The 23,431-nt window shown below is 71.2% G+C and carries 25 protein-coding genes; 13 read left to right on the top strand and 12 right to left on the bottom strand.

Going from position 1 to position 23,431, the window contains the following annotated elements; all coding sequences use genetic code 11:
- Window positions 1–41: 41 nt before the first annotated feature.
- The gene (locus CLV71_RS18885) at window positions 42–179 is read left to right on the top strand and encodes a hypothetical protein (protein ID WP_208297614.1); all 138 of its coding nucleotides are present in this window, start codon (window positions 42–44) and stop codon (window positions 177–179) included.
- On the opposite strand, the gene CLV71_RS18880 is transcribed toward CLV71_RS18885, so the two are convergent.
- Together CLV71_RS18880 and CLV71_RS18875 are read right to left on the bottom strand one after the other, a co-directional pair.
- The gene (locus CLV71_RS18880) at window positions 166–2,094 is read right to left on the bottom strand and encodes a glycosyltransferase (protein ID WP_133904107.1); all 1,929 of its coding nucleotides are present in this window, start codon (window positions 2,092–2,094) and stop codon (window positions 166–168) included. The two genes, CLV71_RS18885 and CLV71_RS18880, sit on opposite strands and share 14 nt — an antisense overlap.
- The gene (locus CLV71_RS18875) at window positions 2,091–3,137 is read right to left on the bottom strand and encodes a hypothetical protein (RefSeq protein ID WP_133904106.1); all 1,047 of its coding nucleotides are present in this window, start codon (window positions 3,135–3,137) and stop codon (window positions 2,091–2,093) included. Before CLV71_RS18875 ends, CLV71_RS18880 begins: the two co-directional genes overlap by 4 nt.
- A gap of 303 nt (window positions 3,138–3,440) precedes the next feature.
- Between CLV71_RS18875 and CLV71_RS18870 the strand changes: the two genes are divergently transcribed.
- On the top strand, window positions 3,441–4,199 hold the full coding sequence (locus CLV71_RS18870; RefSeq protein ID WP_166664156.1) for a class I SAM-dependent methyltransferase: 759 nt from the start codon (window positions 3,441–3,443) through the stop codon (window positions 4,197–4,199).
- Here the strand turns inward: CLV71_RS18870 and CLV71_RS18865 are convergent.
- Window positions 4,196–4,894: a class I SAM-dependent methyltransferase gene (locus CLV71_RS18865; protein ID WP_208297632.1), complete on the bottom strand. Its 699-nt coding sequence runs from the start codon at window positions 4,892–4,894 to the stop codon at window positions 4,196–4,198. The two genes, CLV71_RS18870 and CLV71_RS18865, sit on opposite strands and share 4 nt — an antisense overlap.
- Window positions 4,894–5,832, bottom strand: coding sequence for an oxidoreductase (locus CLV71_RS18860; RefSeq protein WP_133904103.1), 939 nt, complete (start codon window positions 5,830–5,832; stop codon window positions 4,894–4,896). The genes CLV71_RS18865 and CLV71_RS18860 overlap by 1 nt, the downstream gene beginning before the upstream one ends.
- A gap of 147 nt (window positions 5,833–5,979) precedes the next feature.
- On the opposite strand from CLV71_RS18860, the gene CLV71_RS18855 reads away from it, so the two are divergent.
- Window positions 5,980–6,909: an aldo/keto reductase gene (locus CLV71_RS18855; RefSeq protein WP_341771610.1), complete on the top strand. Its 930-nt coding sequence runs from the start codon at window positions 5,980–5,982 to the stop codon at window positions 6,907–6,909.
- Between the two features lie 7 nt (window positions 6,910–6,916).
- On the opposite strand, the gene CLV71_RS18850 is transcribed toward CLV71_RS18855, so the two are convergent.
- The 3 genes from CLV71_RS18850 to CLV71_RS18840 all read right to left on the bottom strand — a co-directional run bounded on the left by CLV71_RS18850 (window position 6,917) and on the right by CLV71_RS18840 (window position 10,050).
- Window positions 6,917–7,672, bottom strand: a complete 756-nt coding sequence (locus CLV71_RS18850; protein ID WP_133904101.1) for an SDR family NAD(P)-dependent oxidoreductase — start codon at window positions 7,670–7,672, stop codon at window positions 6,917–6,919.
- A gap of 46 nt (window positions 7,673–7,718) precedes the next feature.
- The gene (locus tag CLV71_RS18845) at window positions 7,719–8,204 is read right to left on the bottom strand and encodes a GNAT family N-acetyltransferase (protein WP_243866566.1); all 486 of its coding nucleotides are present in this window, start codon (window positions 8,202–8,204) and stop codon (window positions 7,719–7,721) included.
- Window positions 8,205–8,415: 211 nt separating this feature from the next.
- Window positions 8,416–10,050, bottom strand: a complete 1,635-nt coding sequence (locus tag CLV71_RS18840; protein ID WP_133904100.1) for a TM0106 family RecB-like putative nuclease — start codon at window positions 10,048–10,050, stop codon at window positions 8,416–8,418.
- An 82-nt stretch (window positions 10,051–10,132) separates the two neighbouring features.
- On the opposite strand from CLV71_RS18840, the gene CLV71_RS18835 reads away from it, so the two are divergent.
- The 5 genes from CLV71_RS18835 to CLV71_RS18820 all read left to right on the top strand — a co-directional run bounded on the left by CLV71_RS18835 (window position 10,133) and on the right by CLV71_RS18820 (window position 13,339).
- Window positions 10,133–10,603, top strand: a complete 471-nt coding sequence (locus CLV71_RS18835) for a DUF6474 family protein (protein ID WP_133904099.1) — start codon at window positions 10,133–10,135, stop codon at window positions 10,601–10,603.
- 83 nt (window positions 10,604–10,686) lie between these two features.
- Window positions 10,687–11,064 (top strand): hypothetical protein, encoded by a 378-nt coding sequence (locus tag CLV71_RS18830; RefSeq protein ID WP_133904098.1) that lies wholly within the window; start codon window positions 10,687–10,689, stop codon window positions 11,062–11,064.
- A complete protein-coding gene (locus CLV71_RS47735) occupies window positions 11,061–11,213 on the top strand; it encodes a hypothetical protein (RefSeq protein ID WP_166664155.1) in 153 nt (50 codons plus the stop codon). The genes CLV71_RS18830 and CLV71_RS47735 overlap by 4 nt, the downstream gene beginning before the upstream one ends.
- Window positions 11,214–11,232: 19 nt before the next feature.
- Window positions 11,233–11,898: a response regulator transcription factor gene (locus tag CLV71_RS18825; RefSeq protein ID WP_133904097.1), complete on the top strand. Its 666-nt coding sequence runs from the start codon at window positions 11,233–11,235 to the stop codon at window positions 11,896–11,898.
- Between the two features lie 49 nt (window positions 11,899–11,947).
- A complete protein-coding gene (locus CLV71_RS18820; protein ID WP_133904096.1) occupies window positions 11,948–13,339 on the top strand; it encodes a sensor histidine kinase in 1,392 nt (463 codons plus the stop codon).
- Here CLV71_RS18820 and CLV71_RS18815 read toward each other — a convergent pair.
- Window positions 13,310–15,943, bottom strand: coding sequence for an FAD-binding and (Fe-S)-binding domain-containing protein (locus tag CLV71_RS18815; protein ID WP_133904341.1), 2,634 nt, complete (start codon window positions 15,941–15,943; stop codon window positions 13,310–13,312). The two genes, CLV71_RS18820 and CLV71_RS18815, sit on opposite strands and share 30 nt — an antisense overlap.
- A 255-nt stretch (window positions 15,944–16,198) precedes the next feature.
- Window positions 16,199–17,032: an SDR family oxidoreductase gene (locus CLV71_RS18810; RefSeq protein ID WP_133904095.1), complete on the bottom strand. Its 834-nt coding sequence runs from the start codon at window positions 17,030–17,032 to the stop codon at window positions 16,199–16,201.
- Window positions 17,033–17,140: 108 nt separating this feature from the next.
- Here CLV71_RS18810 and CLV71_RS18805 point away from each other — a divergent pair, with 108 nt between their 5' ends.
- The 5 genes from CLV71_RS18805 to CLV71_RS18785 all read left to right on the top strand — a co-directional run bounded on the left by CLV71_RS18805 (window position 17,141) and on the right by CLV71_RS18785 (window position 20,423).
- The gene (locus CLV71_RS18805; RefSeq protein ID WP_133904340.1) at window positions 17,141–17,449 is read left to right on the top strand and encodes a winged helix-turn-helix transcriptional regulator; all 309 of its coding nucleotides are present in this window, start codon (window positions 17,141–17,143) and stop codon (window positions 17,447–17,449) included.
- 23 nt (window positions 17,450–17,472) lie between these two features.
- Window positions 17,473–18,018 (top strand): hypothetical protein, encoded by a 546-nt coding sequence (locus CLV71_RS18800; RefSeq protein ID WP_133904094.1) that lies wholly within the window; start codon window positions 17,473–17,475, stop codon window positions 18,016–18,018.
- Between the two features lie 70 nt (window positions 18,019–18,088).
- The gene (locus tag CLV71_RS18795; protein ID WP_133904093.1) at window positions 18,089–18,859 is read left to right on the top strand and encodes a YcnI family copper-binding membrane protein; all 771 of its coding nucleotides are present in this window, start codon (window positions 18,089–18,091) and stop codon (window positions 18,857–18,859) included.
- Entirely contained in the window at window positions 18,856–19,398 is a 543-nt protein-coding gene (locus tag CLV71_RS18790; protein WP_133904092.1) for a copper resistance CopC family protein, read from the top strand. The genes CLV71_RS18795 and CLV71_RS18790 overlap by 4 nt, the downstream gene beginning before the upstream one ends.
- The gene (locus tag CLV71_RS18785; protein ID WP_133904091.1) at window positions 19,395–20,423 is read left to right on the top strand and encodes a copper resistance D family protein; all 1,029 of its coding nucleotides are present in this window, start codon (window positions 19,395–19,397) and stop codon (window positions 20,421–20,423) included. The genes CLV71_RS18790 and CLV71_RS18785 overlap by 4 nt, the downstream gene beginning before the upstream one ends.
- Window positions 20,424–20,572: 149 nt before the next feature.
- Here the strand turns inward: CLV71_RS18785 and CLV71_RS18780 are convergent, their stop codons facing one another.
- The 3 genes from CLV71_RS18780 to CLV71_RS18770 all read right to left on the bottom strand — a co-directional run bounded on the left by CLV71_RS18780 (window position 20,573) and on the right by CLV71_RS18770 (window position 23,404).
- Window positions 20,573–20,875, bottom strand: coding sequence for a hypothetical protein (locus CLV71_RS18780; RefSeq protein ID WP_133904090.1), 303 nt, complete (start codon window positions 20,873–20,875; stop codon window positions 20,573–20,575).
- Between the two features lie 200 nt (window positions 20,876–21,075).
- Complete coding sequence (locus CLV71_RS18775; protein WP_243866565.1) at window positions 21,076–22,011, bottom strand: aminoglycoside phosphotransferase family protein; 936 nt, start codon at window positions 22,009–22,011, stop codon at window positions 21,076–21,078.
- 10 nt (window positions 22,012–22,021) lie between these two features.
- Window positions 22,022–23,404, bottom strand: coding sequence for an NsdA family TPR-like regulatory protein (locus tag CLV71_RS18770; protein ID WP_166664154.1), 1,383 nt, complete (start codon window positions 23,402–23,404; stop codon window positions 22,022–22,024).
- Window positions 23,405–23,431 lie beyond the last annotated feature (27 nt).

Genomic DNA, 23,431 nt, shown 5'->3' with positions numbered 1-23,431 from the left:
GGCCCTCGGGGTGGTCACACGACACCACCCTGCAGCTGACCGTGCGGGACGCCGGGGCCGGGCGGACCCGGCTCGGGGTTCACCAGGAGCGGCTCGCCGACGCCGCCGAGCGGGAGCGGCAGCGCCGGCACTGGCAGGGCGTCGTCAACGACCTCGTCGCCGCTCTCACGGCACCGTGACCTGCGGCGGGATCGCGCACGCCGTCAGCACGTCACGCATCGAACGGCGGAACTCCGCGGGCGAGAAGTGCGTGCGGCAGATCTCCAGCAGGCCCTGTTGCACCTCGGTCCACAGCACCGGGTCCGTCAGCAGCCGGTGACACAGCTCCACCAGCTCGGCCGACGACGCACCGACCAGGTGGCGTGCCGTCCAGCCGAGGTGCAGGCCCTCGCCGCCGACCGGGGTCGTGACGAACGGGAGGCCTGCCGCCATGGAGTCCACGAACTTGATCTTCACGCCCGCGCCGTAGTGCATGGGCACCACGTGCAGCAGGGCCGACTCCAGCAGCGGGCGGGGGTCCGGGACCTTGCCGACCACCTCGATCGTCGGGCCGTCCAGCGCCAGCACCGCGGGTGACGGGTCCGCGCCGACCACCCGCATGCGCAGGTCGGGATGGCGCTCACGCAGCGGTGGCAGGACCAGCTCGGCCAGCTCCAGGACCGCGAACTCGTTCGGGGTGCGCGGGGTCGAGTCGAAGCCGCCGAAGAAGACGATGTCGCGACGACTGTCCCAGCCCGGCACCGTCTCCGGGACCGCGGCCGGGTAGCACGCCACGTGTACCTCCGCGCCCGGCGCGACGCGACGTGCCCAGTGGGCCTCCTCCTCGCTCACGCACACCGCCACGTCGGCCCACGTGAACGCCTCGACCTCCTGCCTGCGCAGCGCGTCGGCCTGCACGGCCCACGCCCGTCGCTCCGGCACCTCGGTCGCGGTGCCGAAGTGCTGTTCCGGCCTGCGGTGGAACAACGCCTCCGCGTCGTAGACCTTCACCGCCTGCGGTTGTGCGCGGGCGATCGGCTCGCCGTAACCCACGAAGTTGTGCGGCCGGAACACCACGACCACGTCGTAGAGACCTGCCCGCCCCACCGACCAGCGTGCCGGGTCGTCGACGCCCCACACGACCTCGATGCCGCGTGCGGCAAGGGCAGGCGCCACCTGCTCGGCCCGTTCCGGGGACACCGCGAAGAACGTCACGCGGGCCCGGGGGTCCGCCTCGCGCCACGCGTTGACCACGGCCATCGTGCGGCCGTCGCCCCGGCCCCGGTCCGGCTGCGGCACCCGGTCGTCGATCAGCAGCACGCGGTAGGGCGCCAGCTGGTCACGCAGCCACCACTTCCGGTGCGGGTGCTCGTCGAGGCCGACCACCGGGACCCGGTCCGCCAGCTCGTGCGGCCAACGGCGGGTGAACGTCTCGTGGTTCAGCCGCATCAGCTCGGTCGCGCGGGCCGACGAGCTGCTGCCGTGCCGCTGGTGCACCACCTTCGACGCGGGCTCCACCCAGGTCTGCCAGCCCTGTGCGCGCAGCGACAGCATCAGGTCGACGTCCTCGAAGTACGCGATCTCGTACTCCGGCGAGAAGCCGCCCGCCGCCAGGAACGCGGCGCGCCGGACCACCAGGCACGCGGCCGACGCGTAGTCGACCTCGTGGGTGAACAGCGGGCCCTCGTCGACCGCGCGGCACCAGCCGTCACCGCCGATCACGCTGCCTGCCTCCTGCACGCTGCCGTCCGGGTTGACCAGCAGCGGGGACACGGCGGCAACCGACGGGTGCCTGTCGAGGAACGCCAGCAGCGGCTCCAGCCAGCCCTCGGTGACCTCGATGTCCGCGTTCAGGAAGCACAGCAGCTCGGTGTCCGCGTGCCGCACCGCGAGGTTGCCGCCCGCGCCGAAGCCGAGGTTCGTCGGCATGCGCAGCACGGTCGCGCCGGTCAGGTTCTCCGCGAGCCACTCGCCGGTGCCGTCCGGCGACGCGCTGTCGGCCACGATCACCCGGTAGGGGACGTCCGTGTGCTCGGCGAGCAGCTCGAGGCACCGCACGACCAGGTCACGTCCGCCGTAGGACACGAGCACGAACGTGAGCCTCGGTCCACTCATCCGCGCGCCTTCCCGTACGCGTCACGCAGCGGGCGCGTCCAGCGCACGAGCTTGGTGTCCTGCCAGCGCGCCAGCTCCTGCTCGGCGAAGGCGAGGCGGGCGGTCAGCTCCTCGTTGCGACGGGTCAGCTCGGCGTTGTCGGCGCGCACCTCGGCCGCTTCGGCGACCGCCGCGTCCCGTTCCTCCCACGCCTGCGCCAACGGCTCGGCCAGGCGCTGGCGCTCCACGAGCATCCGGCGCCGCAGGTGCCAGTGCGCCTGGCGCAGCGCGTGGTTCTCCTCGGCCAGCACGCTCGTGCGCGTGGCCAGGTCGCCGCCCCGGTCGGCGAGCGTGTGCTCTGCCAGCTCGGCGACCCGGTCCAGCTGGGCCTTCAGGTCCGCGACCGGCGCGAACTCGAACGCGGTGCCGTCCGGGCGGCGGCAGTCCACGCCGAGCCAGGCACACGCGGCGGCGACATGCTCGTCGTCGGTGACGACCGCCCGCGCGCCGAACAGGAACGCGAGCCGGTCCTCGAACACCAGGTTCTGCGGCAGCTCGACCCCGCCGTCGCCCACCTCGTAGTCGCCGTCCGGCAGCTCGCCGAGCTGGCGCAGCTGCGCGACGCGGGCGGGCAGGGTGTCGCGGTCGACAACGCGGTCAAGCAGAAGGCCGGGGTTCGGGCCGGTGACGACGACCGCGGCACGGGCGGCCAGGCCGCCGGGCACCTCCGGCACGGCGAAGGGCACGACCGGGTGCGTGGCGTCGAGTCGGGTGGCCAGCTCGAGAGCGACCGGATCACCCGAACAGATGACGGTCAGGGTCGCGGCGTCGGCCAGCTCGGCCGGGGTGCGGTCCCGCAGCGGCTCGGCCACCAGGCCACCGTCCGCGACGGTCGACCTGCGCCAGCCGTCGGTGGCGAACATGCTCATCCGCCAGCCGGGGAGCCGCGCGAGCAGCTCCTGCTGGATCACCCGTCCGGGTAACTGGTCCCCAAGGCCCGGCCGGTCGGCACTGGTCCAGATGGCGACCGCGCCGACGCCGGGATGGGTGCTGAGTGCGGGCACGGCGCGACTTTACTCACCCGGGAGTGAACCTCACCCGCACGTCCCGCGTCTGACAGCCGGGACCGAAAGAGAGGAGGCTGTCGGCATGGTGCCACTGATCGTGCTGGTCACAGTCGCCGCCGCGGTGTTCGTCGTGCGGCTGGTCCTCACGCTGCACGACCGGCAGGCGAAACGGAACAACTGACTGGGCTAGATTGGCCGGACCTGGAGCTAGGGGGACGGGCAATGACGAGTACCCGGACGGATCTCTACGCATCGCCTCGCGCGGTCGAGAACCTCACTGACTGCTACTTCTATCACTCGATGGATATCCCCGGACACGGTGAAGTCTCGGGTGAGTGGGACCTTCGCGGTGACGAACACCGCTACCTCGGCGGAGCCGACCTCAGCGGCAGGCGAGTCCTCGAGCTCGGTGCGGCGAGCGGCTTCCTGACCTCCTACATGGAGCGCCAGGGCGCGGACGTGGTGGCCTACGACCTGTCCGAACGCCACTCGTGGGACGTCGTGCCGTTCGCGGGCACCGACCTCGGCAGCTACGACGCCGTCCGCCGCGACCACCTCCGCAAGATCAACAACGGCTTCTGGCTGAACCACCGCGCGCAGGGCCTCTCGGCCAAGCTCGTGCACGGGACCGTGTACACCGTGCCCGCGGAGATCGGCCAGGTCGACGTGGCCACGTTCGCGAGCATCCTGCTGCACCTGCGCGACCCGTTCCTGGCGCTGCAGACGTCGTGCCGGCTGGTCAAGGACACGGTCATCGTCACCGACGTGTACCCGGCGTCGGAGTACCACCTGGTCGGCGACTTCGTGGACGCGCCGGACCCGGCCGACGGCGTCCCCACGCCGCTGCCGCCGGAGGCACACGGCCAGGCCAAGGCGACGTTCCTGCCGCAGCACTGGGACCACGCGTACGGCGACACCTGGTGGCACATGAGCCCGGAGCTGATCCGCCGGTACGTCGGCGTGCTCGGCTTCGAGCGGACCGAGATCACCTACCACCACGCGTTCGCGGGCGGCAGGCGCACGCTGCTGTACACGGTGGTCGGCCACCGCACCCGCTAGTCCCTCCGGAACAGGGCGGCGAACAGGAACGGCTCGCCGAAGTGCGGCGAGCCGTCCGGTTCGTCCCGCATGCGCCGCAGCTCCACCTCGGTCAGGTCGGCGAAGACGTGGCGCAGGTCCTCGTCGGAGTAGGCGAGACCACCCTCCAGGCTGCCCCTGCGGTACAGCTCGGCGTCCGGGGTCTCGGAGCCGGAGTCGGCCACGCCTGCCGAGAAGCCGGTCACCACCAGGTGCCCGCCCACCCCCAGGTACCGGTCGACCAGGGACAGGTAGCTGACGCGGCGGTGCGGCGCCAGGTGGTGGAAGCAGCCCGCGTCGTAGATCAGGTCGTAGGGGCCGCCGAGGTCCAGCTCGAACGCGTCGCCCTGGCGGAACCGCACGTCGGCGCCCGTCTCGGCCGCCCGCTCCCCGGCCCACTCGAGCGCGGTCGCCGAGAGGTCCACGCCGTCGACCGAGAAGCCGTTCGCCGCGAGGTACAGCGTGTTGCGGCCCGGACCACAGCCGAGGTCGAGCGCGCGGCCCGGGGTGAGCAGGCCGCGGTCCAGGTAGGACACGAGGTTCTCGTCCGGTTTGTCCACGAAGAACGGGACCGGCCTGTCGCGGTCGGCGTAGAACCCGTCCCACCATGCCGCGTCACGCGGGAAGAAGCCGTCCAGTAAGCGGAGCACGTCCTCGACCGTGCGGATGTCACGCATCACGGCGCCAGGTCGATGTGCACGCCGGTCAGCTCCTCCGACACGTCCCACAAGCGTCTGGCCAGCTCGCGGTCACGTGCCTCGACCTTCGGTTCCACGAGCGTCGGGTAGCCCTTGTTCTCGTTGCGGCCGTCGGGACCGTAGAACTGACCACTCTCGACATCCGCGCCCGCCGCCGCGTAGATCTGCGGCAGCGCACCCATCGAGACGTCCTGGGCCATCATGTTGCCCATCTTCATGAACAGCCTGCCGACACCCGTCGGGCCCGACCGCTGCAGGTTCGTCGCGGTGTAACCGGGGTGGGCGAGCACGCTGCGCAGGCCGAACCCGCCGGTGCGCAGGCGCCGGTGCAGTTCGAGTCCGAACACGACGTTCGCGAGCTTGGACTGCGCGTAGTAGCCCATGCGGTTGTACTTCTGGTTGCCGTGCAGGTCCTCCAGGTGGATGCGCCCGCGGTGGTGCAGCCCGGAGCTGACCGTGACCACACGCCCGTCCTCGCTCCGCAGCAGCGTGTTGAACAGCAGGATCGTGAGGGCGAAGTGCGCGAGGTGGTTGACGCCGAACTGCAGCTCGTAGCCCTGTTCGGTCAGCGTGTGCGGCGGCATCATCACGCCTGCGTTGTTGACCAGCACGTCCACCCGGTCCACCCCGGACGCGAACTCCCGCACCGACTCGAGGTCGGCGAGGTCGAGATGACGCAGGTCGAACCGCCCGTCCGGCTGTTCCTCCCGGAGGGACTCGACCGCGGCCTCGCCCTTGGCCATGTCCCTGGCGGTCATGACCACGGTCGCTCCACGGGAACCGAGGACTCGGGCGGTCTCGAGACCGAGGCCGCTGTTCGCGCCTGTCACCACGAACACCCGCCCGACCTGGCTCGGGACGTGCCCTGTCACCCAGTCCGCCGCAGAGGATCTGTCGACGTCAGATGCCTTGCTCATAGCGCACAGCGTGCCCCACCCGGGCCGGAAGTACGCGTCGGACGGGCCGTTCGGCCCTGTGTCGATGCCGATATGAATGTGGATCCGATCGTTCACTCTCAGTAGGTTGTCGCCATGGAACTCCGTCACCTGGGAGAATCTGGTCTGGTGGTCAGTGCGGTCGGCCTCGGCTGCAACAACCTTGGCCGCCCCGGGACCGCCGCGGAGTCACTGGCCGGTTCCCGCGCGCTGATCGGCGCCGCGGTCGACGCGGGCGTCAACTTCTTCGACGTGGCCGACGTGTACGGCGCACCACGCGGCCGCAGCGAGGAGCTGCTCGGACAGGCCCTGTCCGGCAGGCGCGACAGGTGCGTGATCGCCACGAAGTTCGGCGTGGACATGCAGGGCGTCAACGGCCCGGACTTCGGCGCCCGAGGGTCGCGGCGGTACGTCAAGCGCGCGGTCGAGGCGTCGCTGCGCAGGCTGGGCACGGACTGGATCGACCTGTACCAGCTGCACCGCGCCGACCCGACCACCCCGTTCGAGGAGACCCTGGCGGCGCTCGACGACCTGGTGCGCGAGGGCCTGATCCGGTACGCGGGCGTGTGCAACCTGGCGGGCTGGCAGCTGGCCGACGCCGCGTGGCTCGCCCGCACCAACCACTGGTCCGGCGTGATCGCCGCGGAGAACCACTACTCGCTGCTCGAACGCGAGGCGGAGCGGGACATCATCCCGGCGTGCGACCGGTTCGGGCTGGGCCTGCTGCCGTACTTCCCGCTGGCCAACGGCCTGCTGACCGGCAAGTACCACCGCGATACCGACCCACCCGCCACCGCCAGGCTCGCGGGCCGCGCCCGCCTGCTGTCCGACGCGCCGTGGGACCGCATCGAGAAGCTCCGCGCCTTCGCCGACGAACGCGACCTGCCGATGTCGACGGTCGCGATCGCGTGGCTGGCCGCGCAGAGAACGGTCGGCTCGGTCATCGCGGGTGCCACGACGCCGGAGCAGGTCACCGCGAACGCCGCGGCCGGCCAGTGGCACCCGAGCGAGGACGACCTCACGGCACTGGACGAGATCTGCCCGCCCGGCCGCCACTGACCGTGTCCTAACGCGGCGCCATCCGCAGTGCGCCGTCCAGGCGGATGACCTCGCCGTTCAGGTAGTCCTGGGCGATGATCGACAGGGCCAGGTCCGCGTACTCCTCCGGGCGGGCGAGGCGCTTCGGGAACGGGATGCCGTCGGCGAGGGCCTGGCGGAACTCCTCGCTCACGGTCGCGAGCATCGGGGTGTCGACGATGCCCGGCGCGATGGTCACCACGCGGATGCCCGACGACGCCAGGTCGCGTGCGGCAGGCAGGTTGAGGCCCACGATGCCGCCCTTGGACGCGGCGTACGCGGCCTGCCCGATCTGCCCGTCGTACGCCGCGATCGAGGCCGTGTTGACGATCACACCGCGCTGGCCGTGCTCGTCGGCGTCGGTCCTGGCGATGGCCTGCGCGGCCAGGGTGACCACGTTGAAGGTGCCGATCAGGTTGACCTCGACGACCTTGCGGAACAGGGCCAGGTCGTGCGGGCCCTTCTTCGACAGGATCCGCGCCGACGGGCCGATGCCCGCGCAGTTGACGACCGTGCGCAGCGGCCCGGCGCCCTCGGCCGCGTCGACGGCGGCCTGTACCTGCTCCGGCTCGGTGACGTCGGCGGCCACGTAGGTGACCCCGTCGACCTCCGGCGCCTTGTCGATGGCTGCCTGCAGGTCGACGGCGAAGACCCGGGCCCCGCCGCCGGCGAGTGCGGCGGCCGTCGCGCCGCCCAGTCCGGAGGCGCCGCCGGTCACGATGGCGGAGGTGTCACTGATCAGCATGCCGTCTCCCTGTCCTTTCGGGTTCGTTCGACAGGTTAACGGTCGATCACCGGAGCTCGGTGGCGAGCAGGTCCATCAGGAGGCCGTCGTGCCAGCCGTTGCCGTCGTTGTCGCGTTCGTACTGCCGCATGACGCCGACCGGCCGGAAGCCGACGGCGGCGTAGCAGCGGATGGCGGCCGCGTTGTCGGCGGCGGGGTCGATGACGAGGCGGTGGTGCCCCCGGTCGTCGACGAGGTGGCGGGCGAGCGTCCGCACGGCGTCCCTGCCGACACCCCGGCCGTGCACGTCGGGGTCGACGTAGATGTCGATCGAGGCGTGCCGGTAGCCGGGGTCGTCCTCCTCGCCGTACTGGACCATGCCGCGGACGGCCCCGTCGAGCAGGATCGTGAAGCAGGTGACGTCGTCGTCGTTGCCGTCGTCCTCCGGCTCGCCCCAGCGGGCCAGCACCTCCGGAGTCCGCCGGATGCGGCGCAGGTCGGGCAGGTGGTCCGGGGTCAGCGGGACGAGCTCCACGAGGTCACCTTCGAGCACCGGTCGAGGCTATCCCTCGCCGTCCCGCTGGCGTTGGGTGAAGTGCAGCAGGAGTACCAGGGGGATGGCCGCCAGGAGGGCGAGGCCGACGAACAGCGCGGCGACGGCGAGGAGTTCCATACCATCCACCCTGGTGGGCGGGGTTCTGGCAGACATCGGCCATCCGGCTTGTCCGACTGTCCTTTCGGGCGACCCTGTCAGGTACTTTCCGCTACAGGTCGCCGACGTAGGGCACGTCGTACACCGACGGTGACGACATCCAGCCGCGCAGCGCGTGGGTGGCGCGGACGTCGTCCTCGTTGTACTCCAGCAGCCGGACGCGCTGGTCGTCGTCCGGCCTGCGGCCGTCCATGCCGACGGCATCGCGGTACCAGCGCATGCTGTTCTCGCCGCTGGCCTCCGCGTCGCGCCAGCGGAAACCGGCCGCGGGGGCGATCGTCTTGAGGCCCTTGCCCCGCGAGCACAGGAAGTTGTCCCGGACGCTGCCGAACAGGTCGAACCAGGCGTCCGAGGTGATGAACGCCTGCACCTGCTCCGTCGTGGGGATGCCCGGCTTGCCCGCGAACCGCTTGGCCGACGCCAGCAGCCAGCGGTTCTCGGCCAGCTCGTTGTAGCAGTACGCGCGGAAGCTCAGCCCGCGTGCCCGCGCACGCAGGCGCATGGTCATGAGCCACTCCCAGAACCCGGCGAACGACCGTGCCTCGTCGTCGGTCGGCAGCGGCTCCCAGGTGGCGAAGGCGTGGTAGCCCTGCCGCTCGCCGACGTCGGCGCCGGTGAGCAGCACGCCCCACAGGTACGCGCCGGAGTCGCCGAAGCTCTCCATGTCGACGTCGACCTCGACCTCCGCGCGGGGCACGTCGATCCTCGGCACCCTGCGCACGACGGTCAGGTCCGCGAGCCACGCCTTGGCGAGGCCGACCGCGTCGGCCATCGGCATGCCGGTCTGGGGCAGCGACTCGTCCTCCGGGTCGACGACCGCGAGGTCGTCGACCGTGCGCACGCCCGCTGCCCGCAGCGTCGCGGCCTCCTCGCCACGCACGACCAGGCTGACGTCCCTGGCCCGCTCCAGCTCGACGCCGCACACCGGCCACCACGGGCAGGAGCGGCACTCGACGATGCGTGACGGCTGGGCCAGCGCCTCGCCGCCGGTCGCCGCGGTGGTGGCGACGGCCAGCCGGTCGGCGAAGCGGGCGTCGTACTCGGCGAGCGCGGTGCGGCCGCCCGGCCAGGTCGGCGCCTCGAGGTCGTGCCAGACCACCGCGTCGCCGTCGAGGCCGATCACGCCGGCGATCGCCGGACCGTCGGCGGCCCGGCCCGCGGCGACCAGCAGGCGGTAGGTGTGGGCGAGGCGGAGCACGTCGCGGGGCTGGGGTCGGACGCGGCGGCGCGGGTCCGGCTGCCGCGTGTCCGGCCAGGGCGAGGACAGCGGGGAGGTCTGCGCACCCTGGCCGGGGTCGCTGACCTTGTGCCGCACGACGAGGATCGGGACGTACCCGGTCCCGGTCAGCACCAGCAGGTCGATGTGGCCCCTGCGGCCACCCGCCTCGTCGCGCGGCAGCTGGGGAGCCCAGATGAACCGGGCGCCCTCGGCCATGGCGTCGGCCGTCAGCTGCTCGCGGTCCGCGGCGCGGGCCTCACGCGGGATCTCCGTCCAGCCGGCGCCGACCAGCCCGGCGATCTCGTCCGCGATGAACCGGCGGTGGGCGGCCGCGTCGGCCTTGCGCTGCTCGCCCGTCGGGTCGGGCGGCGCCTGGGGGGCGTCGGCCATGGCCGGGTCGTGCTCGAGGTGTACCCGGCGCCGGCAGCGGTTCACCACTCCCGAGTCGAGGAGCACCGTAGTCGTCACGGTTCGCAGTCTAGGACGGACCACCGACAGTTCCCGGCCGGTAGCGCGTGCCGACGCTGGTCAGCACCGATAGGTTCTCCACATGGCACTCAGGAAGCGCAAGGCTGCCATCGGCGCAGAGCCGAGGATCACGCCCAAGAAGGCGAGGAACGCACTCGCCGTCGTGAAGATCGTCGGGCCCGCCGTGATCCCCCTGGTCGCGCCCTACGTGGTACGTGCGCTCGGCGAGGCTCGGGACCGGTACGACCGGATCCGGGCCCACCGGCTCGGGGTGCCCGTCGAGGACCTGCCCAGGTTCTCCGGTCACGGCGGCTCGCTGCACGCACGCATCTCCGGCGCCGCCGAGGCGGTCGCCGAGCTGCGGGAACGCGGGGACGCGACGGCCGAGGACAAGGCGTTCGCGGACCGTTCCGAGACGACGCTCAGCCAGCTCGCCGCGGCCGTGCGGGCGGCGGAACGGATGCCCGCGGCACGCCGCAGGGCCGCGCACCGGGCCGCAGGCATCGAGCTGGACCAGCTGGAGGAACGCCTGCTCCAGCGCCTCGGCGTCTGACCCTTACACAACCCGAACATTCCCCGATCACTCCTCTCACCTTCTCCCTCCACAGTGGGCACCACACGAAGGGAGAAGGAACCATGAGGAACCTCGTAGTCGGTGCCGTGGTGGCGGTCGGCCTGGTCGTCGGCGGCGCCGCGACGGCTGTCGCCGACCCGTCGGAGCCGGTCACGATCACGCTGAGTGCCGACCAGGTGCAGAACCTGTGCGAGAAACGCCTGCCGAAGATCGAGCAACGGGCCACCCGCCTGCTGGAGCGGATCCAGGGTGACGCGTCGACGCGCGGGTCTGCCGCGTGGCTGCGGGCCAGGGCCGCGAAGGAGCGGGACGCGGGCCGGGAGACGTCGGCGCAGTTGCTGGAGGAGCGGGCCGACCGGCGTGCCGGGCACGTCGACCAGCTCGACCAGGCGAAGAAGTGGGCGACCGACTTCCAGAGCCAGCACTGCGGGGCGAAATGAGGCGGCTCGTCCTCGTCCTGGTGCCGGTCCTGGTGCTCGGGGTCGGTTGCCGGGCCGAGGCGAAACCGTCACAACCCGGCGTCGACCAGCAGGTGAGTGACGTCGAGTCCACGTTGGACGCCATCGAGTCGGAGATGGCGGGGGACTGAATGGGTGTTACAAAGGGCCATGCCTGAGGGTCTGGTGCTGGTCGTCGAGGATGACCCGGCCATCGCGGACCTCGTCGACCGGTACCTGCGCCGGGACGGCTTCGGCGTGCACGTGGAGAAGGACGGGGCCGCCGGTCTCGCCGCCGTGCGCCGCCTGCGCCCGGTGGCGGTGGTCCTCGACGTCGGCCTGCCGTCGATGGACGGCGTGGCGGTGTGCCGCGAGTTGCGGGCGGCGGGCGACTGGACCCCGGTCCTGTTCGTCACCGCCCGTGACGACGAGGTGGACAGGGTGCTGGGTCTGGAGCTCGGGGCCGACGACTACGTGACGAAGCCGTTCTCGCCGAGGGAGCTGGTGGCGCGGGTGCGGACGGTTCTTCGCCGTGGCCACGTGGTCGCCGAGGTCCTGTCGGTGGGCCGGACGCGGATCGACGTCACACAGCGCCGGGTGTTCGCCGACGGCGTCGAGGTGACGCTGACCTCCACGGAGTTCGAGCTGCTGGCCCAGCTGATGCGCAGGCCACGGCAGGTGTTCGAGCGGGCGCAGCTGTTGAGCGCGGTGTGGGGGTACCAGGTGACCGGGACGCGGACCGTCGACGTGCACGTGGCCCAGCTGCGCGCCAAGTTGGGGGCCGCCAGTCCGATCCGGACGGTCCGCGGTGTCGGGTACTCGGCGGACTCGTTGTGAGTGCCCGTCTCCGGCAGCCGCATGTCGGGCCTGCGGCGGGGTGGCGTTGATGGCTCGCGACAGGCGCAAGGCCGCCACCACGCTGTGGGTGCGCGTCACCGCGTTCGGGCTGGCGGTCGCGGGGGTCATGGCCCTCGTCGCCGGGTTTGTCTCCGTGCGGATGGTGTCCATCACCTCCCGGGAGGCCGTTCAGGAGACTCTCGCCGACCAGGCCGATGTCGTGGCAGCGCAGCTCAGTGCCTCACGGATCGCCACGCCCCGGGTCACCGAGATCCTGTCCGGGCAGGGGATCTCCCTCGTTCGGCGTGGGGCCGCAGGCGGGATGGTCAGTGCCGATCCCGACGCCGTCCGGGCTGCTCGGCGGGCCGGGTTGGGGCACGTCACCGCCGACCGGCCCCTCCACGGCGACGCGGACATCGGGGGGACCGTGCTGCTCGTGGAGGGACGCGCCATCGGTGACGGTGGTGCCGTCGCGCTCGTGCGGGAGCCCGAGCGTTCCAGGGCGGCCGGGCGGCGGCTCGTCGGCAACGTCATGATCGCGCTCGCCGTCGGGATGTTCGTCGCCGCCGTCGCGGGGTTGTTGCTCGCTCGGCTTCTCGCCCGGCCGCTTCGGCGGACCGCCGAGGTCGCTGTCGGGATGAGCCACGGGCGGCGGGACCTCCGGGTGCCTCCGGAAGGACCCCGGGAGCTCGTCGACGTCGGGGAGTCGCTCAACGCCCTCGCCGACGCCCTCGCCCGCAGCGAGGCCCGGCAGCGGGAGTTCCTCCTCTCCATCTCGCACGAGCTGCGGACGCCGCTCACCGCCGTGCGGGGATTCGCGGAGTCGCTCGCCGACGGTGTGGTCACCGGGGACGAGGTCGTCGAGGTCGGGCAGACCATCGAACGTGAGGCCGAGCGGCTCGACGGGCTCGTGACCGACCTGCTCGACCTCGCTCGACTGGGCGCCGACGACTTCAGGCTCGACCTCTCCGACGTCGACCTCACCGCGCTGTTGGCGGAGGCCGCCCGGGTCTGGGAGAGCCGGTGCGCCGCGGCGGGGGTCGAGCTGCGGGTGGAGAGCCCCACCACACCCACCATGGTGAACACCGATCCCCGGCGGTTGCGGCAGGTTCTCGACGGGTTGGCCGCCAACGCCCTGCGCGCCACTCCGCCCGGGGCACCCGTCGTCCTGTCCCTCTACGTGATCGACAACATGATCGCCGTCCTGTCCGTGCGGGACGGTGGGCCTGGGTTGTCCGACGAGGACTACCAGCTCGCCTTCCGGAAAGGTGTCCTGCACTCGCGGTACCAGGGGGTGCGGCCCGTCGGCACCGGGATCGGGCTCGCCCTCGTGCACGGGCTGGTCACCCGCCTCGGCGGGCAGATCACCGCGGGGCGGGCCCCCGAGGGCGGGGCCCGGTTCAGCGTTCGCCTACAGACCCTCGGCAAGTACCTCCGCTAGGTGTACGGCCCGGCGCGCGCTTCCCTGCGCCACCTGGGTTCTGCAGCTGAAGCCGTCCGCTATCACCACGGTGTCCGGCGCCGCCTCCCGGATCGCGGGCAGCAACGTCTGTTCCGCCAGCGCCTGCGAGACCGCGTAGTGCTCCCGCTCGAACCCGAAGTTGCCTGCCAGGCCGCAGCATCCCGCTGGCAGACGGGAGTTCCGCACACCCGCTCTCTCCATCAGCTTCGCCTCCGGCGTGAAGCCCAGCGTCGCGTGCTGGTGGCAGTGCACCTGGGTGATCGCCTCCCGCTCCACGCGCGGCGGCGTCCACTGTGGAGCATGAGCCTCCAGGAAACCGGCCAGGGTGAAGGCATTCAGCTTCTCCCCCGTCAGGTTCGGCAGGTCCTCCGTCAGCGCGGACAGACAGCTCGGCTCCAGGCCGACGATCGGGAGGTCCTTGTGTGGCGCCAGGACCTTCAGCGTTCGCCGCATCACCCCGCGGGCCACCGTGAGCTGCCCCGTGGACACCCAGGTCAGGCCGCAGCACACCGACTTTGCCGGCAGCACCGGGTCGAAACCCGCCGCCCGGAGCACCTTGACCGCGGCCACGCCCACCGACGGGGAGAAGAAGTTGGTGAACGTGTCCGGCCACAACACCACCGGTTCGCCGCCGGTCCCCGGGTTCCCGCGCAACCACGTGGTGAACGGTTCGGGGGCCACACTCGGCAGATCTCGTTGCGGAGCAATGCCACCCAGCCGTTTGAGCAGTTTCGACAGCCGAGGCGACGCCATCGTCCTGTTCGCCAACGCGGGCATGCGCGACGCCACCCGCAGCCACAGCGGCAGCCAGCCCATCGAGTAGTGCGACGCCGGACGCACGCGCCGCCGGTAGTGGTGGTGCAGGAACTCGGCCTTGTACGTGGCCATGTCCACGTTCACCGGGCAGTCGCTCCTGCACCCCTTGCACGACAGGCACAGGTCCAGCGCGTCCCGCACCTCCGTGGAACGCCAGCCGTCCGTGATCACCTCGCCCGCCAGCATCTCGTACAGCAGCCGCGCGCGGCCCCGCGTCGAGTGCTTCTCCTCGCCCGTCACCTGGAAGCTCGGGCACATCACCGAACCACTGTGGTTGCGGCACTTCGCCACCCCGACGCACCTGCGTGCCGCCTGGCCGAAGTCGCCGTCGTCGTGTGGGTAGGTGAAGGCCGTGCGGGTGGGCATCAGCGGCACGAAGCGCAGGTTCTCGTCGACGCGGTACGGCTCGACGACCATGCCGGGGTTCATCCGGTTGCCGGGGTCCCAGAACGCCTTGAACCTCGCGAACAGCCTCATCACCGCCGGGGAGTACATGCGCGGCAACAACTCCGCCCGCACCTGGCCGTCGCCGTGCTCGCCGGACAGGGTGCCGCCGTGTCGGACCACCAGGTCGGCGCCCGCCTCCAGGAAGGCGCGGAACCTCGCCACACCGGCGGCGTGCACCAGGTCGAAGTCGATGCGGATGTGGACGCAACCCTCCCCGAAGTGGCCGTAAGGGATGCCACGCAGATCGTGCTCGGCCAGCAGCGCACGCAGGTCGCGGAGGTAGGCGCCAAGTCGTTCCGGCGGCACCGCAGTGTCCTCCCAGCCCGGCCACGCCTCCGCTCCGTCGGCCATGCGGGTCGAGATGCCGGAGCCCTCCTCACGCAGGCGCCACAGCTCGCGCTGCCGGGAAGCCTCGGTGAACACGGCGTGCGGCACGTCGACGGCAGCCGCGATCGTCCGCGCCGCCTCGGTTCCGTCCACCTCGACGAACAGCCACGCGCCGCCTTCCGGCAACGCCGGCGGTGGCTCCGGGTTGCGCAGAGCACGCAGCGCGACGATCCGCTCGTCCATGCTCTCCACGGTCAGCGGTCCGTGCGGCAGGATCGCGGGCACCGCGTCCGCCGCGGCGACGTCGTCCGCGAAACCCAGTACCAGCAACACCTTCTCGGCAGGCAGCGGGACCAGGCGGACCCGTGCGCCCAACACCGTCACACACGTGCCCTCAGTGCCGACCAACGCCTTCGCCAGGTCGCGGCCGTTCTCCGGCAGCAGCCGGTGGAGCGGGTAGCCGGACACCTGACGGCCGAACCGGCCCAGCTCCCTGCGCAGTACGGCCAGGTTCTCGTCGACGAGCGTGGCCAGCTCCGGCGGGAGGTCGCCTGCGCCGACGGTCATGCGGGTGCCGTCGTACCGCAGTACGTCGAGGGACACGACGTTGTCCAGCGTCGTGCCCCACGCGACCGAGTGCGAGCCGCACGAGTTGTTGCCGATCATGCCGCCGAGCGTGCAGCGGCTGTGCGTCGACGGGTCCGGGCCGAACGTCAGGCCGTGCGGCGCGGCCGCCGCCTTCAGGTCGTCCAGCACCACGCCCGGCTCCACGTACGCCGTTCGCGTCGGCGGGTCGATCTCCATGCGGTCCAGGCGGGTCAGGTCCAGCACCAGGCCGCCACCCGTCGCGTTGCCCGCCAGGCTGGTGCCGCCACCACGAGGCACGACCGGCACGTCGAACTCGCGGGCGGCGGTCACCGCGGCGACCACGTCGTCGACCGTGTCCGGACGCACCACCGCGACCGGGACCTGCCGGTAGTTGGAGGCGTCCATGGTGAACAGCGCTCTCGTGGCCGCGTCGAAGCCGACGTCGCCGGACACGGTCTCGACCAACCTGCGCTGTAGGTCCACGGCCTCCGATGCTAGTGCCGCGTCCAGGCGAGGAGGGCACGTTTCTCCGCGGCCCAGGCGGCCGCTGGCGGCGTTGCCGGAAAGCCCGAGTACAACCCGGTACGAGCGGCTTCCCGGCGCCTTGCCAGCGACCACCTGGATCCACGGATAAACGACCCTCCCCACCTGGACACGGCACTAGGCCCTGAGGGTCTCCCTGATCGTCTCGCTCACTGGCGTCGTCGGCCGGCCGATCAGGGTCCGCAGGTCACCCGGGGTGTGCCCGAGCAGGCCCGCCGCGATGTCGCCGTCGATGGCGGCGACGAACCCGGCGACCTCGGGCGGCGTGCCCAGCGAGACGAGGTACTGCTGGAGTTCCTCGACCGTCAGGTCCCGGTAGGTGACGGGGCGGCCCGCGACCTTCGCGACCTCGTCGGCGAACTCGGCGAACGTCCACGCCACGTCGCCCGTCAGCTCGTAGACCTTGTTCTCGTGCCCCGGCTCGGTGAGCACCGTGACCGCGGCGTCGGCGAAGTCCCTGCGTGCCGCCGAGGCGATCCGCCCGTCGCCGGTGGCGCCGACGATCTCGCCGGTCTCGGCCGCGGTGGTGATCTTGTCCAGGTAGTTCTCGTGGTACCAGCCGTTGCGCAGGAACGTGTACGGCAGCCCGCTCGCGAGGATGGCCTCCTCGGTCGCCCGGTGTTCCGGCGCGAGGACCAGCGGAGTCGAGTCGGCGTGCGGGGCGCTGGTGTACACGATGTGGCGCACCCCGGCCTTCTTCGCCGCGTCGACGACCGCGGTGTGCTGGGGCACCCTCCTGCCCGGCTCGTTGCCGGAGATGAACAGGACCTGGTCGGCACCGTCGAGCGCCTTCTCGATGGTCGACGGCCGGTCGTAGTCCAGCTCCCTCGTCTCCACGCCGAGGTCTACGGCCGTGTCCCGGACGCCCGCGACGAACTCGACGCCCTTCGCGCGCAGTCCGTCGAGCACGTGGCGGCCGAGCTGCCCCGACGCCGCGGTGACGACGATCATGCAATCACTCTCCCTTGGTTAGTACTTTCCCTTGGTTAGTACTACCATAGAGGTGTGGACGAGCTGGTGTTCGACGTGTTCGCGAGGAACTGCACCTCACGCGAGACCATGGAACACGTGACCGGCCGGTGGGGCGGCCTGGCGATGGTCGCGCTCCTCGACGGCATGACCAGGTTCAACGCGTTGCGGCGCCGCGTGGACGGCATCAGCGAGAAGATGCTCAGCCAGACACTGCAGGCTCTCGAACGGGACGGTCTCGTCCTGCGTGAGGCCCGTCCGACGATCCCGCCGCACGTCGAGTACAGCCTCACCCCGGTCGGCCGGGAGGTCGCCGAGAAGCTCCTGGAGCTGGTCGACCTGCTCGAGTCACGCATGCCGGGCGTAATGGACGCACGCGCGGTATATGACGCCCGTTGACCGGCGCCCTACTCTTGTGAGGCGTGAGCGGTAGACGAGCGAGGACTGGCGACGCCGACGGCGTTCGCGGGCTCCTGCTCGCCGGTTGCTCGGCCGCTCTGGCCATCGCCGCGCACGGTCTCGCCGGTGGCGCGGTCGCCGATTCCGGGTTCACGATCCTGCTCGCCACGCTGCTCTCCTGGGGCGGCATGTCGATCACCCGCCGCGGCGGCACGCCCGCGCTCGTCGCCGTACTGGGGCTCACCCAGGCCTGCCAGCACATGCTGCTGAACGAGATCGCCAGCGGACACGGCGAGACAACGGCGACCTTCGACGGCTGGACCATGTTCGGCACGCACGCCGTCGCCACGATCGTCACCGCGTTGCTGCTGACCAGGGCCGGGTTCGCGCTCGCCGCGGTCACGTCCGCGATCGGCTGGCTGCTCGGCCGACTGCGCATCCTCGCCGCGGGACCGGTGCCACCGCTCGCCGCCACCGCCGGGAACTCCGCCCCCGCACGGCCGGGTGAGCTGCTGGAGGTCCTGTTCCGGCGGGTCTGCGGGCGGCGGGGGCCGCCGGTCCACTCCTGAGAAACCCCCCGAATGCCGGACGCCGGATGCGTACCGGCGAATCCCCCAACTCTCAGGAGCAAGTACTCACATGTCCATCAAGCGCTTCATGGCGCGCGCAGGCATCGTCGCCATCGCCGCCGGTGTGGCCACCATGTTCTCCGGCGGGCTCGCGTCCGCCCACGTCACCGCCAAGGTGCTCGGCGAGGCGGCCGCCAAGGGCGGCTACACGAAGATCACCTTCCGGGTGCCGAACGAGGAGGAGAACGCGGGCACCATCAAGCTGGAGGTCAAGTTCCCCGCCGACTCCCCCGTCTCCGGCGCGCGGACCAAGCCGATGCCCGGCTGGACCGCACAGATCAACAAGGTCACCCTGGACAAGCCGGTCAAGGTGCACAACGCCGAGGTCAAGGAGGCCGTCGGTTCGGTCGTCTGGACGGCGAGCGGCACCCGCATCGCCCCCGGTGAGTTCCAGGAGTTCGAGCTGTCCGTCGGCCCGCTGCCGGACAACACCGACCAGCTGATGATGCCTGCGATCCAGACCTACGACGACGGCACCGTCGTCGCCTGGGACCAGCCGACCAAGGAGGGCGAGGAGGAGCCGGAGCACCCGGCACCGGTGATCGCGCTGGCCGCCGAGGGTGGCGACGACCACCACGGCGACGACGCCCCGGCCGCCGACCCGGAGAACGCGGCCATGGCGTCCGACACGAACGAGGCCCAGGCCGCGAGCACGTCCGACACCACGGCCCGCTGGCTGGGCGGTGCCGGACTCGTGGTCGGTGCCCTCGGCGCCGGCTTCGGCATCGGCGCGACGCTGCGCGCACGCAAGGCGACGGCCGCGCGAGGCGACCAGTCATGAGGAAGCTGCTTGCCGTCCTGACAATGACGGGGCTGGCGCTCTTCGCCTTCGCCGCGCCTGCGTCCGCGCACAACACGCTGGTCAGCAGCAACCCGGTGGAGAACTCCTCGCTCGACGCCGGACCGCAGACCGTCGTGCTGACCTTCGACCAGCCGGTCCAGGAGGGCGAGGGGCTCAACTCCGTCGCCGTCACCGGACCGGACGGCAAGCAGTGGCAGGGCGGCCCGGCGGACGTCGACAGCAACGTCGTCTCCGCACCGGTGCGTGAGCTGGGCCCGACCGGCGTCTACACGATCGGCTACCGGATCGTGTCCGCCGACGGGCACCCCGTCTCCGGGAAGGTGACGTTCACGCTCACCAAGGCAGGCAACGGCACCCCGGCGAAGGCCAGCGAGAACACCGCGTCGGTGCCCGGCACGGGCGACGACGGGTCGTCGGGCTCCGGCCTGCCGATCTGGGTGTGGCTGGTCGGTGCGGGCGTACTGCTCGGCGCCGGTCTGTTCGTGGCCCTGCGCATCGGCGGCAAGCAGCCGGAATGACCCAGATCCGGACCACCGCGTTCAACCGGCTGCCCCTGGTCGCCGCCGCTGTGGGCACCGCACTGGCCGCGGTCGTGGTCGGTCTCGTGCTCACTCCCGTGGCGGAGATCCCAGGGGTGCCGGGGCCGGACGCGGTGGTCCGGTACGGGTTGCCCATCGCCCGGGTGCTGTTCGACCTGTCGGCCGTGGCGACCGTCGGGCTCAACCTCCTGCCCTTCCTCGTCGGGCTCGGCAGGCCGAAGGTCGCGGCGCCGGTGCTCGCCGGTGCTCGCCGGGCGGCGGCGTTCAGCGCACTGGCACTCGCCGTGACCGCCGTGGTCGCACTCGTGCTGCAGACCGCCGAGGTACACCCCGACCAGGACCGCTCGGGCATCTCGCCCGACGCCGTCGCCGACTACGTGGTGACGGTCAGCGCGGGCAAGGCGCTCGTGTTCGTCGCCGGCGTCGCGCTGATCTCGTTCGTGCTGTCGATCTGGGCCGTGCGCGCGGGCGACGCGGTGCCTGCCGAGCTGCGGGCCGCGGTCGCGTTGTTCGCCCTGCTGCCGCTGCCGGTCACCGGCCACGCCACGGACTTCCGGTGGCAGGACTACGCGATGATCTCGATGGAGCTGCACGTCCTCGGCGCGGCCGTGTGGACGGGCGGGCTCGGCGCGGTCGTCGTGGTGCTGGCCACGAACCGGACGCTGCTGTCCACCGCGCTCCCGAAGTTCTCGACGCTCGCGACCGTCTGCCTGTGCGTCGTCGCGGCGACCGGCCTGTTCAACGCGGTCGTGGAGCTGGGCTCGGTGCCGGGCAAGAACGTCTTCGACACCCTGTTCGGCACGGGCTACGGCACGCTCGTGATCCTCAAGCTCGTCTGCTACGGCCTGCTCGCCGTCTTCGGCGCCAACATCCGGTGGCGGCTGATGCCCGGCATCGTGCGCCACCAGCGGACCGCGCTCATCGGCTGGGCGACCGTCGAGCTCGCTGTCATGGGCGCGGCCTTCGGGTTCGCGGTCGTGCTCACGCGTACTCCCGTGAGCTGAGGTCCGTTGCCCGGCTTTCTCGATTCAGGGCACAGTTCGGCTCGACTGAACGGTGAACGGACGCAGACCGACCGCTCGTCGGCTCACCGCAGGTGTGTGGGCGGTCACAGGACCCCGCGGCAATCCGGAATAGCCCCAACGCCGAATGGTCAGTCCTGCTCGGTGAACTGCGTGTACGACAGGGGTGAACGGCGCCGGATGGTGGACAGTCGCCGCATGGCCCGATCGCCTCTTCGCTCGAGTTCCCGCCGCGTGATCCAGCCTGCCGCGTGGTGGCGGTAGGCCTGGGAGAGCAGCACCAGCTCGGCTAGGAAGTCCGCGGCACGCACCCTGCTGCCGCCGTCCGGCAGGCGGGCGACGAGCGGGAGCTGGTTCTCGACGACCTGCTCGAGAATCCGTGCCGAATCAAGCGCGCGTCGCGCGCTCCTGGACTTCTTGATCACCCTAGCCACGGATTGAACACCTCGTTCGGGGAGCGGACTGAGGCTAGTTCCACTCAGCGTAGCGCGCTTCCCGAAAACGGCGACCCCCATAAGTAGTCCATACGAATGAAACTTCCGAAAAACCGCTACGACGTGCGAAGATGTCCGTCCGGGCACACTTCAGATTCGTGATTCGGCGACGGAGTGTTACGGCTGTTGGGCCGATCCGGTCACGTGTAGCGGGCCCACCGAGCCGAGGTATTACCCGAACGGACATCCGCCATCCGCCGGAACAGCTCGGCACTGACCTCCGGTCTGCTCCCGATGATGGGCAGCACGCTGGTGATCAGCTTCAACTCACGAACGGCACGCAGCACCGCGAAACCCGACCAGCGGGTCACGTCGAGGCCGTAGGTCCTGACCAGCTCGCGGTACCGGCCCGCCGGCTCGCCGAAACGAACCACGCCGACGGCGAGCGGCGTCAGGTCCCACTCCGGCGGGCCGTAGCTGGACGAGTCGAAGTCGCACAGCACCGGGCCTGCCGGGCTCGCGATGAGGTTGCCGAGGTGGGCGTCGCCGTGCACCAGGGAGGGCGGCGACGGGAAGTCCAGATGGGACAGCTGGTCGGCCACGTCGTCGTACCGGTCCTGGAGGAACGCCAGGTCGGCGGCGTCGAGGTCGGCCTCCCCGATGCGGGCCCGCACGTCGGCGAGCGGCCGCCACTCCGGCAGCCAGGACGCGGGCTGCGGCAGGTCGTGGATGCGGCGCAGGAGTTTGCCCAGGTCACGGCCCCGCGGTCGCTTGCCGCCGGACGGCACGGCCTCCCAGATGGTGGCCACGTAGCCGTCGTACTGGACCGGCTGGGGCACCCCGGGCAGCAGCCGGACCGCGGGCACGTCGTGCTCGGCCAGCCAGGTGGCCACGTGGACGACCTTCTCGACCCGGTGCCGCAGCGCCGTCGAGGCCCCGATGCGGACCACCACGGGCGCGCTGGCCAGGCGGAACACGGCGTTGGCCGTGCACTTGATGAGCGTGGCACCCGCCGGGTCGAGCCCGGCGACCGCGCACACACCGGTCAGCGCCTCGGCCAGACGCTCTCCGGAGAACGGACCACCACTGCCCGGGGCCGTGGCAGACGGGATCCCCGAGGTCGGCAACACGGTCACGACGACCTCGTCAGACCGCTTGGTTGGTCTCGTGGAACCGGCCGATGAGGTCCGCGAGGTCGCGGGCGTCGGCGAAGTTGCGGCGCTTGTCCGCCTCCTCGCGCAGCGGCTCCAACCGGTCGCGGACACGCTGCGACTTGAGGTGTTGTGCCAGGTCGACGGCCGCGACCCCCACCTTGGCGCCGTGGTCGATGTCGCCGTCGAGCAGGTGGTTGGTGGCCAGCGAGGACAGGTTGAACGCCTTGTTGCGCGCGACCTCTTCGCCGTAGGAGTCGATCGCCCTGGTCAGGGCCGGGATGGCGTACTTGGTGTGCTTCGCGTCGACCTTCTGCGCGAGCACGGTGTGGACGGTGCCGATCATCGAGTAGACGTCGTCCTCGTTGAAGAACTTGACCCAGTCGGCGGCCTCGCCGTGGTTCGCGCGGGCGAACTCGTCACGGGTCCTGCCGATGAGCTTCATCGTCTGCTCCTCGTGGCCCATCATCGCGTAGGCCCACGCCTGGTTGGCGCAGATGACCGCGACGGCCAGCTCGGAGCCCGACTGCTGTGCGGCGATCTGGCCGAGCTGGAACATCTTCAGCGCGTCGTCGGGGGCCTCCTTGTGCAGGTAGACCCGGCCCATGCGGTACAGGATGTTCGCGACCAGCTCGTCGCTCTCGCCGGCCTTCGCCAGCTCCAGCGCGCGTCCGAAGTGGTTGCGCGCCGAGTCGATCAGTCCGACGTCGAACGATGTCCAGCCAGCGAGGTTGTGCAGGTCGGCGAGTGCGACGTGCAGTCTCCTCTTCACGACGTCCGTACCGGACGAGCTCAGCATCTGCTGCCCCCAGGACAGCTGTGCGACCACAGCGTCCCTGCAGAAACCGCCGCCGTACTGGTAGTCCAGCGAGCGGAGGGCACGCGTGGCGGCCTCCACCTGTCGGACGTCTGTCATGCCGATCCGGCCCGGTGCGGGAGTCAGCACCGGGTTGGACACCCACGATCCCGAGTCGGCGCCGAGCACATGCGCACCGACGGCGACCGCCGCGGCGTGCGCAAGGAACTTCCGACGCTTCACGTTCTCCGGCTCCTCAGCCTCCGGGGTATCGCTCGTCTCGGCCACCCGCTGTGCGGTGACCTCGTCGTACGCGAGACCCATGTATCCCCTGGGGACACCCAGTCCGTCGGCGATCCGCACCAGGACGTCGTAGGCCATGACCTGACGACCCTTGAGGATCTCCGACACCTCGGACTGTGACTGACCGGTCATCGCGGCGATCTGTCGTTGAGACACACCTCGGCGTCGCAGCAGCTTGTAGATCGTGCTGACCTCCCGCGCGGCTAGCGCGTTACGCATCTCTGGGTCTTCCCACGCCTCTGGCGTCACAGAAGAGCTCTGAGACCCGATGGAGTTCATTCCGCCCCCTCACAGTCCGCTGGGCGT

It is taken from the genome of Actinophytocola oryzae, from assembly GCF_004364325.1.
In the GTDB taxonomy this organism is placed as follows: domain Bacteria; phylum Actinomycetota; class Actinomycetes; order Mycobacteriales; family Pseudonocardiaceae; genus Actinophytocola; species Actinophytocola oryzae.
The sequence above is the reverse complement of the archived record's forward strand: the minus strand, read 5'-3'. Positions and strand labels throughout refer to the sequence as shown.

Bases quoted from the DNA above. Each gene is read 5' to 3' on its own strand.
- CLV71_RS18880 (WP_133904107.1), bottom strand. From the start codon at position 2,094: ATGAGTGGACCGAGGCTCACGTTCGTGCTCGTGTCCTACGGCGGACGT.
- CLV71_RS18870 (WP_166664156.1), top strand. From the start codon at position 3,441: ATGGATATCCCCGGACACGGTGAAGTCTCGGGTGAGTGGGACCTTCGC.
- CLV71_RS18865 (WP_208297632.1), bottom strand. From the start codon at position 4,894: ATGCGTGACATCCGCACGGTCGAGGACGTGCTCCGCTTACTGGACGGC.
- CLV71_RS18860 (WP_133904103.1), bottom strand. From the start codon at position 5,832: ATGAGCAAGGCATCTGACGTCGACAGATCCTCTGCGGCGGACTGGGTG.
- CLV71_RS18850 (WP_133904101.1), bottom strand. From the start codon at position 7,672: ATGCTGATCAGTGACACCTCCGCCATCGTGACCGGCGGCGCCTCCGGA.
- CLV71_RS18835 (WP_133904099.1), top strand. From the start codon at position 10,133: ATGGCACTCAGGAAGCGCAAGGCTGCCATCGGCGCAGAGCCGAGGATC.
- CLV71_RS18830 (WP_133904098.1), top strand. From the start codon at position 10,687: ATGAGGAACCTCGTAGTCGGTGCCGTGGTGGCGGTCGGCCTGGTCGTC.
- CLV71_RS47735 (WP_166664155.1), top strand. From the start codon at position 11,061: ATGAGGCGGCTCGTCCTCGTCCTGGTGCCGGTCCTGGTGCTCGGGGTC.
- CLV71_RS18825 (WP_133904097.1), top strand. From the start codon at position 11,233: ATGCCTGAGGGTCTGGTGCTGGTCGTCGAGGATGACCCGGCCATCGCG.
- CLV71_RS18820 (WP_133904096.1), top strand. From the start codon at position 11,948: ATGGCTCGCGACAGGCGCAAGGCCGCCACCACGCTGTGGGTGCGCGTC.
- CLV71_RS18815 (WP_133904341.1), bottom strand. From the start codon at position 15,943: ATGGACGCCTCCAACTACCGGCAGGTCCCGGTCGCGGTGGTGCGTCCG.
- CLV71_RS18810 (WP_133904095.1), bottom strand. From the start codon at position 17,032: ATGATCGTCGTCACCGCGGCGTCGGGGCAGCTCGGCCGCCACGTGCTC.
- CLV71_RS18805 (WP_133904340.1), top strand. From the start codon at position 17,141: ATGGAACACGTGACCGGCCGGTGGGGCGGCCTGGCGATGGTCGCGCTC.
- CLV71_RS18795 (WP_133904093.1), top strand. From the start codon at position 18,089: ATGTCCATCAAGCGCTTCATGGCGCGCGCAGGCATCGTCGCCATCGCC.
- CLV71_RS18790 (WP_133904092.1), top strand. From the start codon at position 18,856: ATGAGGAAGCTGCTTGCCGTCCTGACAATGACGGGGCTGGCGCTCTTC.
- CLV71_RS18785 (WP_133904091.1), top strand. From the start codon at position 19,395: ATGACCCAGATCCGGACCACCGCGTTCAACCGGCTGCCCCTGGTCGCC.
- CLV71_RS18770 (WP_166664154.1), bottom strand. From the start codon at position 23,404: ATGAACTCCATCGGGTCTCAGAGCTCTTCTGTGACGCCAGAGGCGTGG.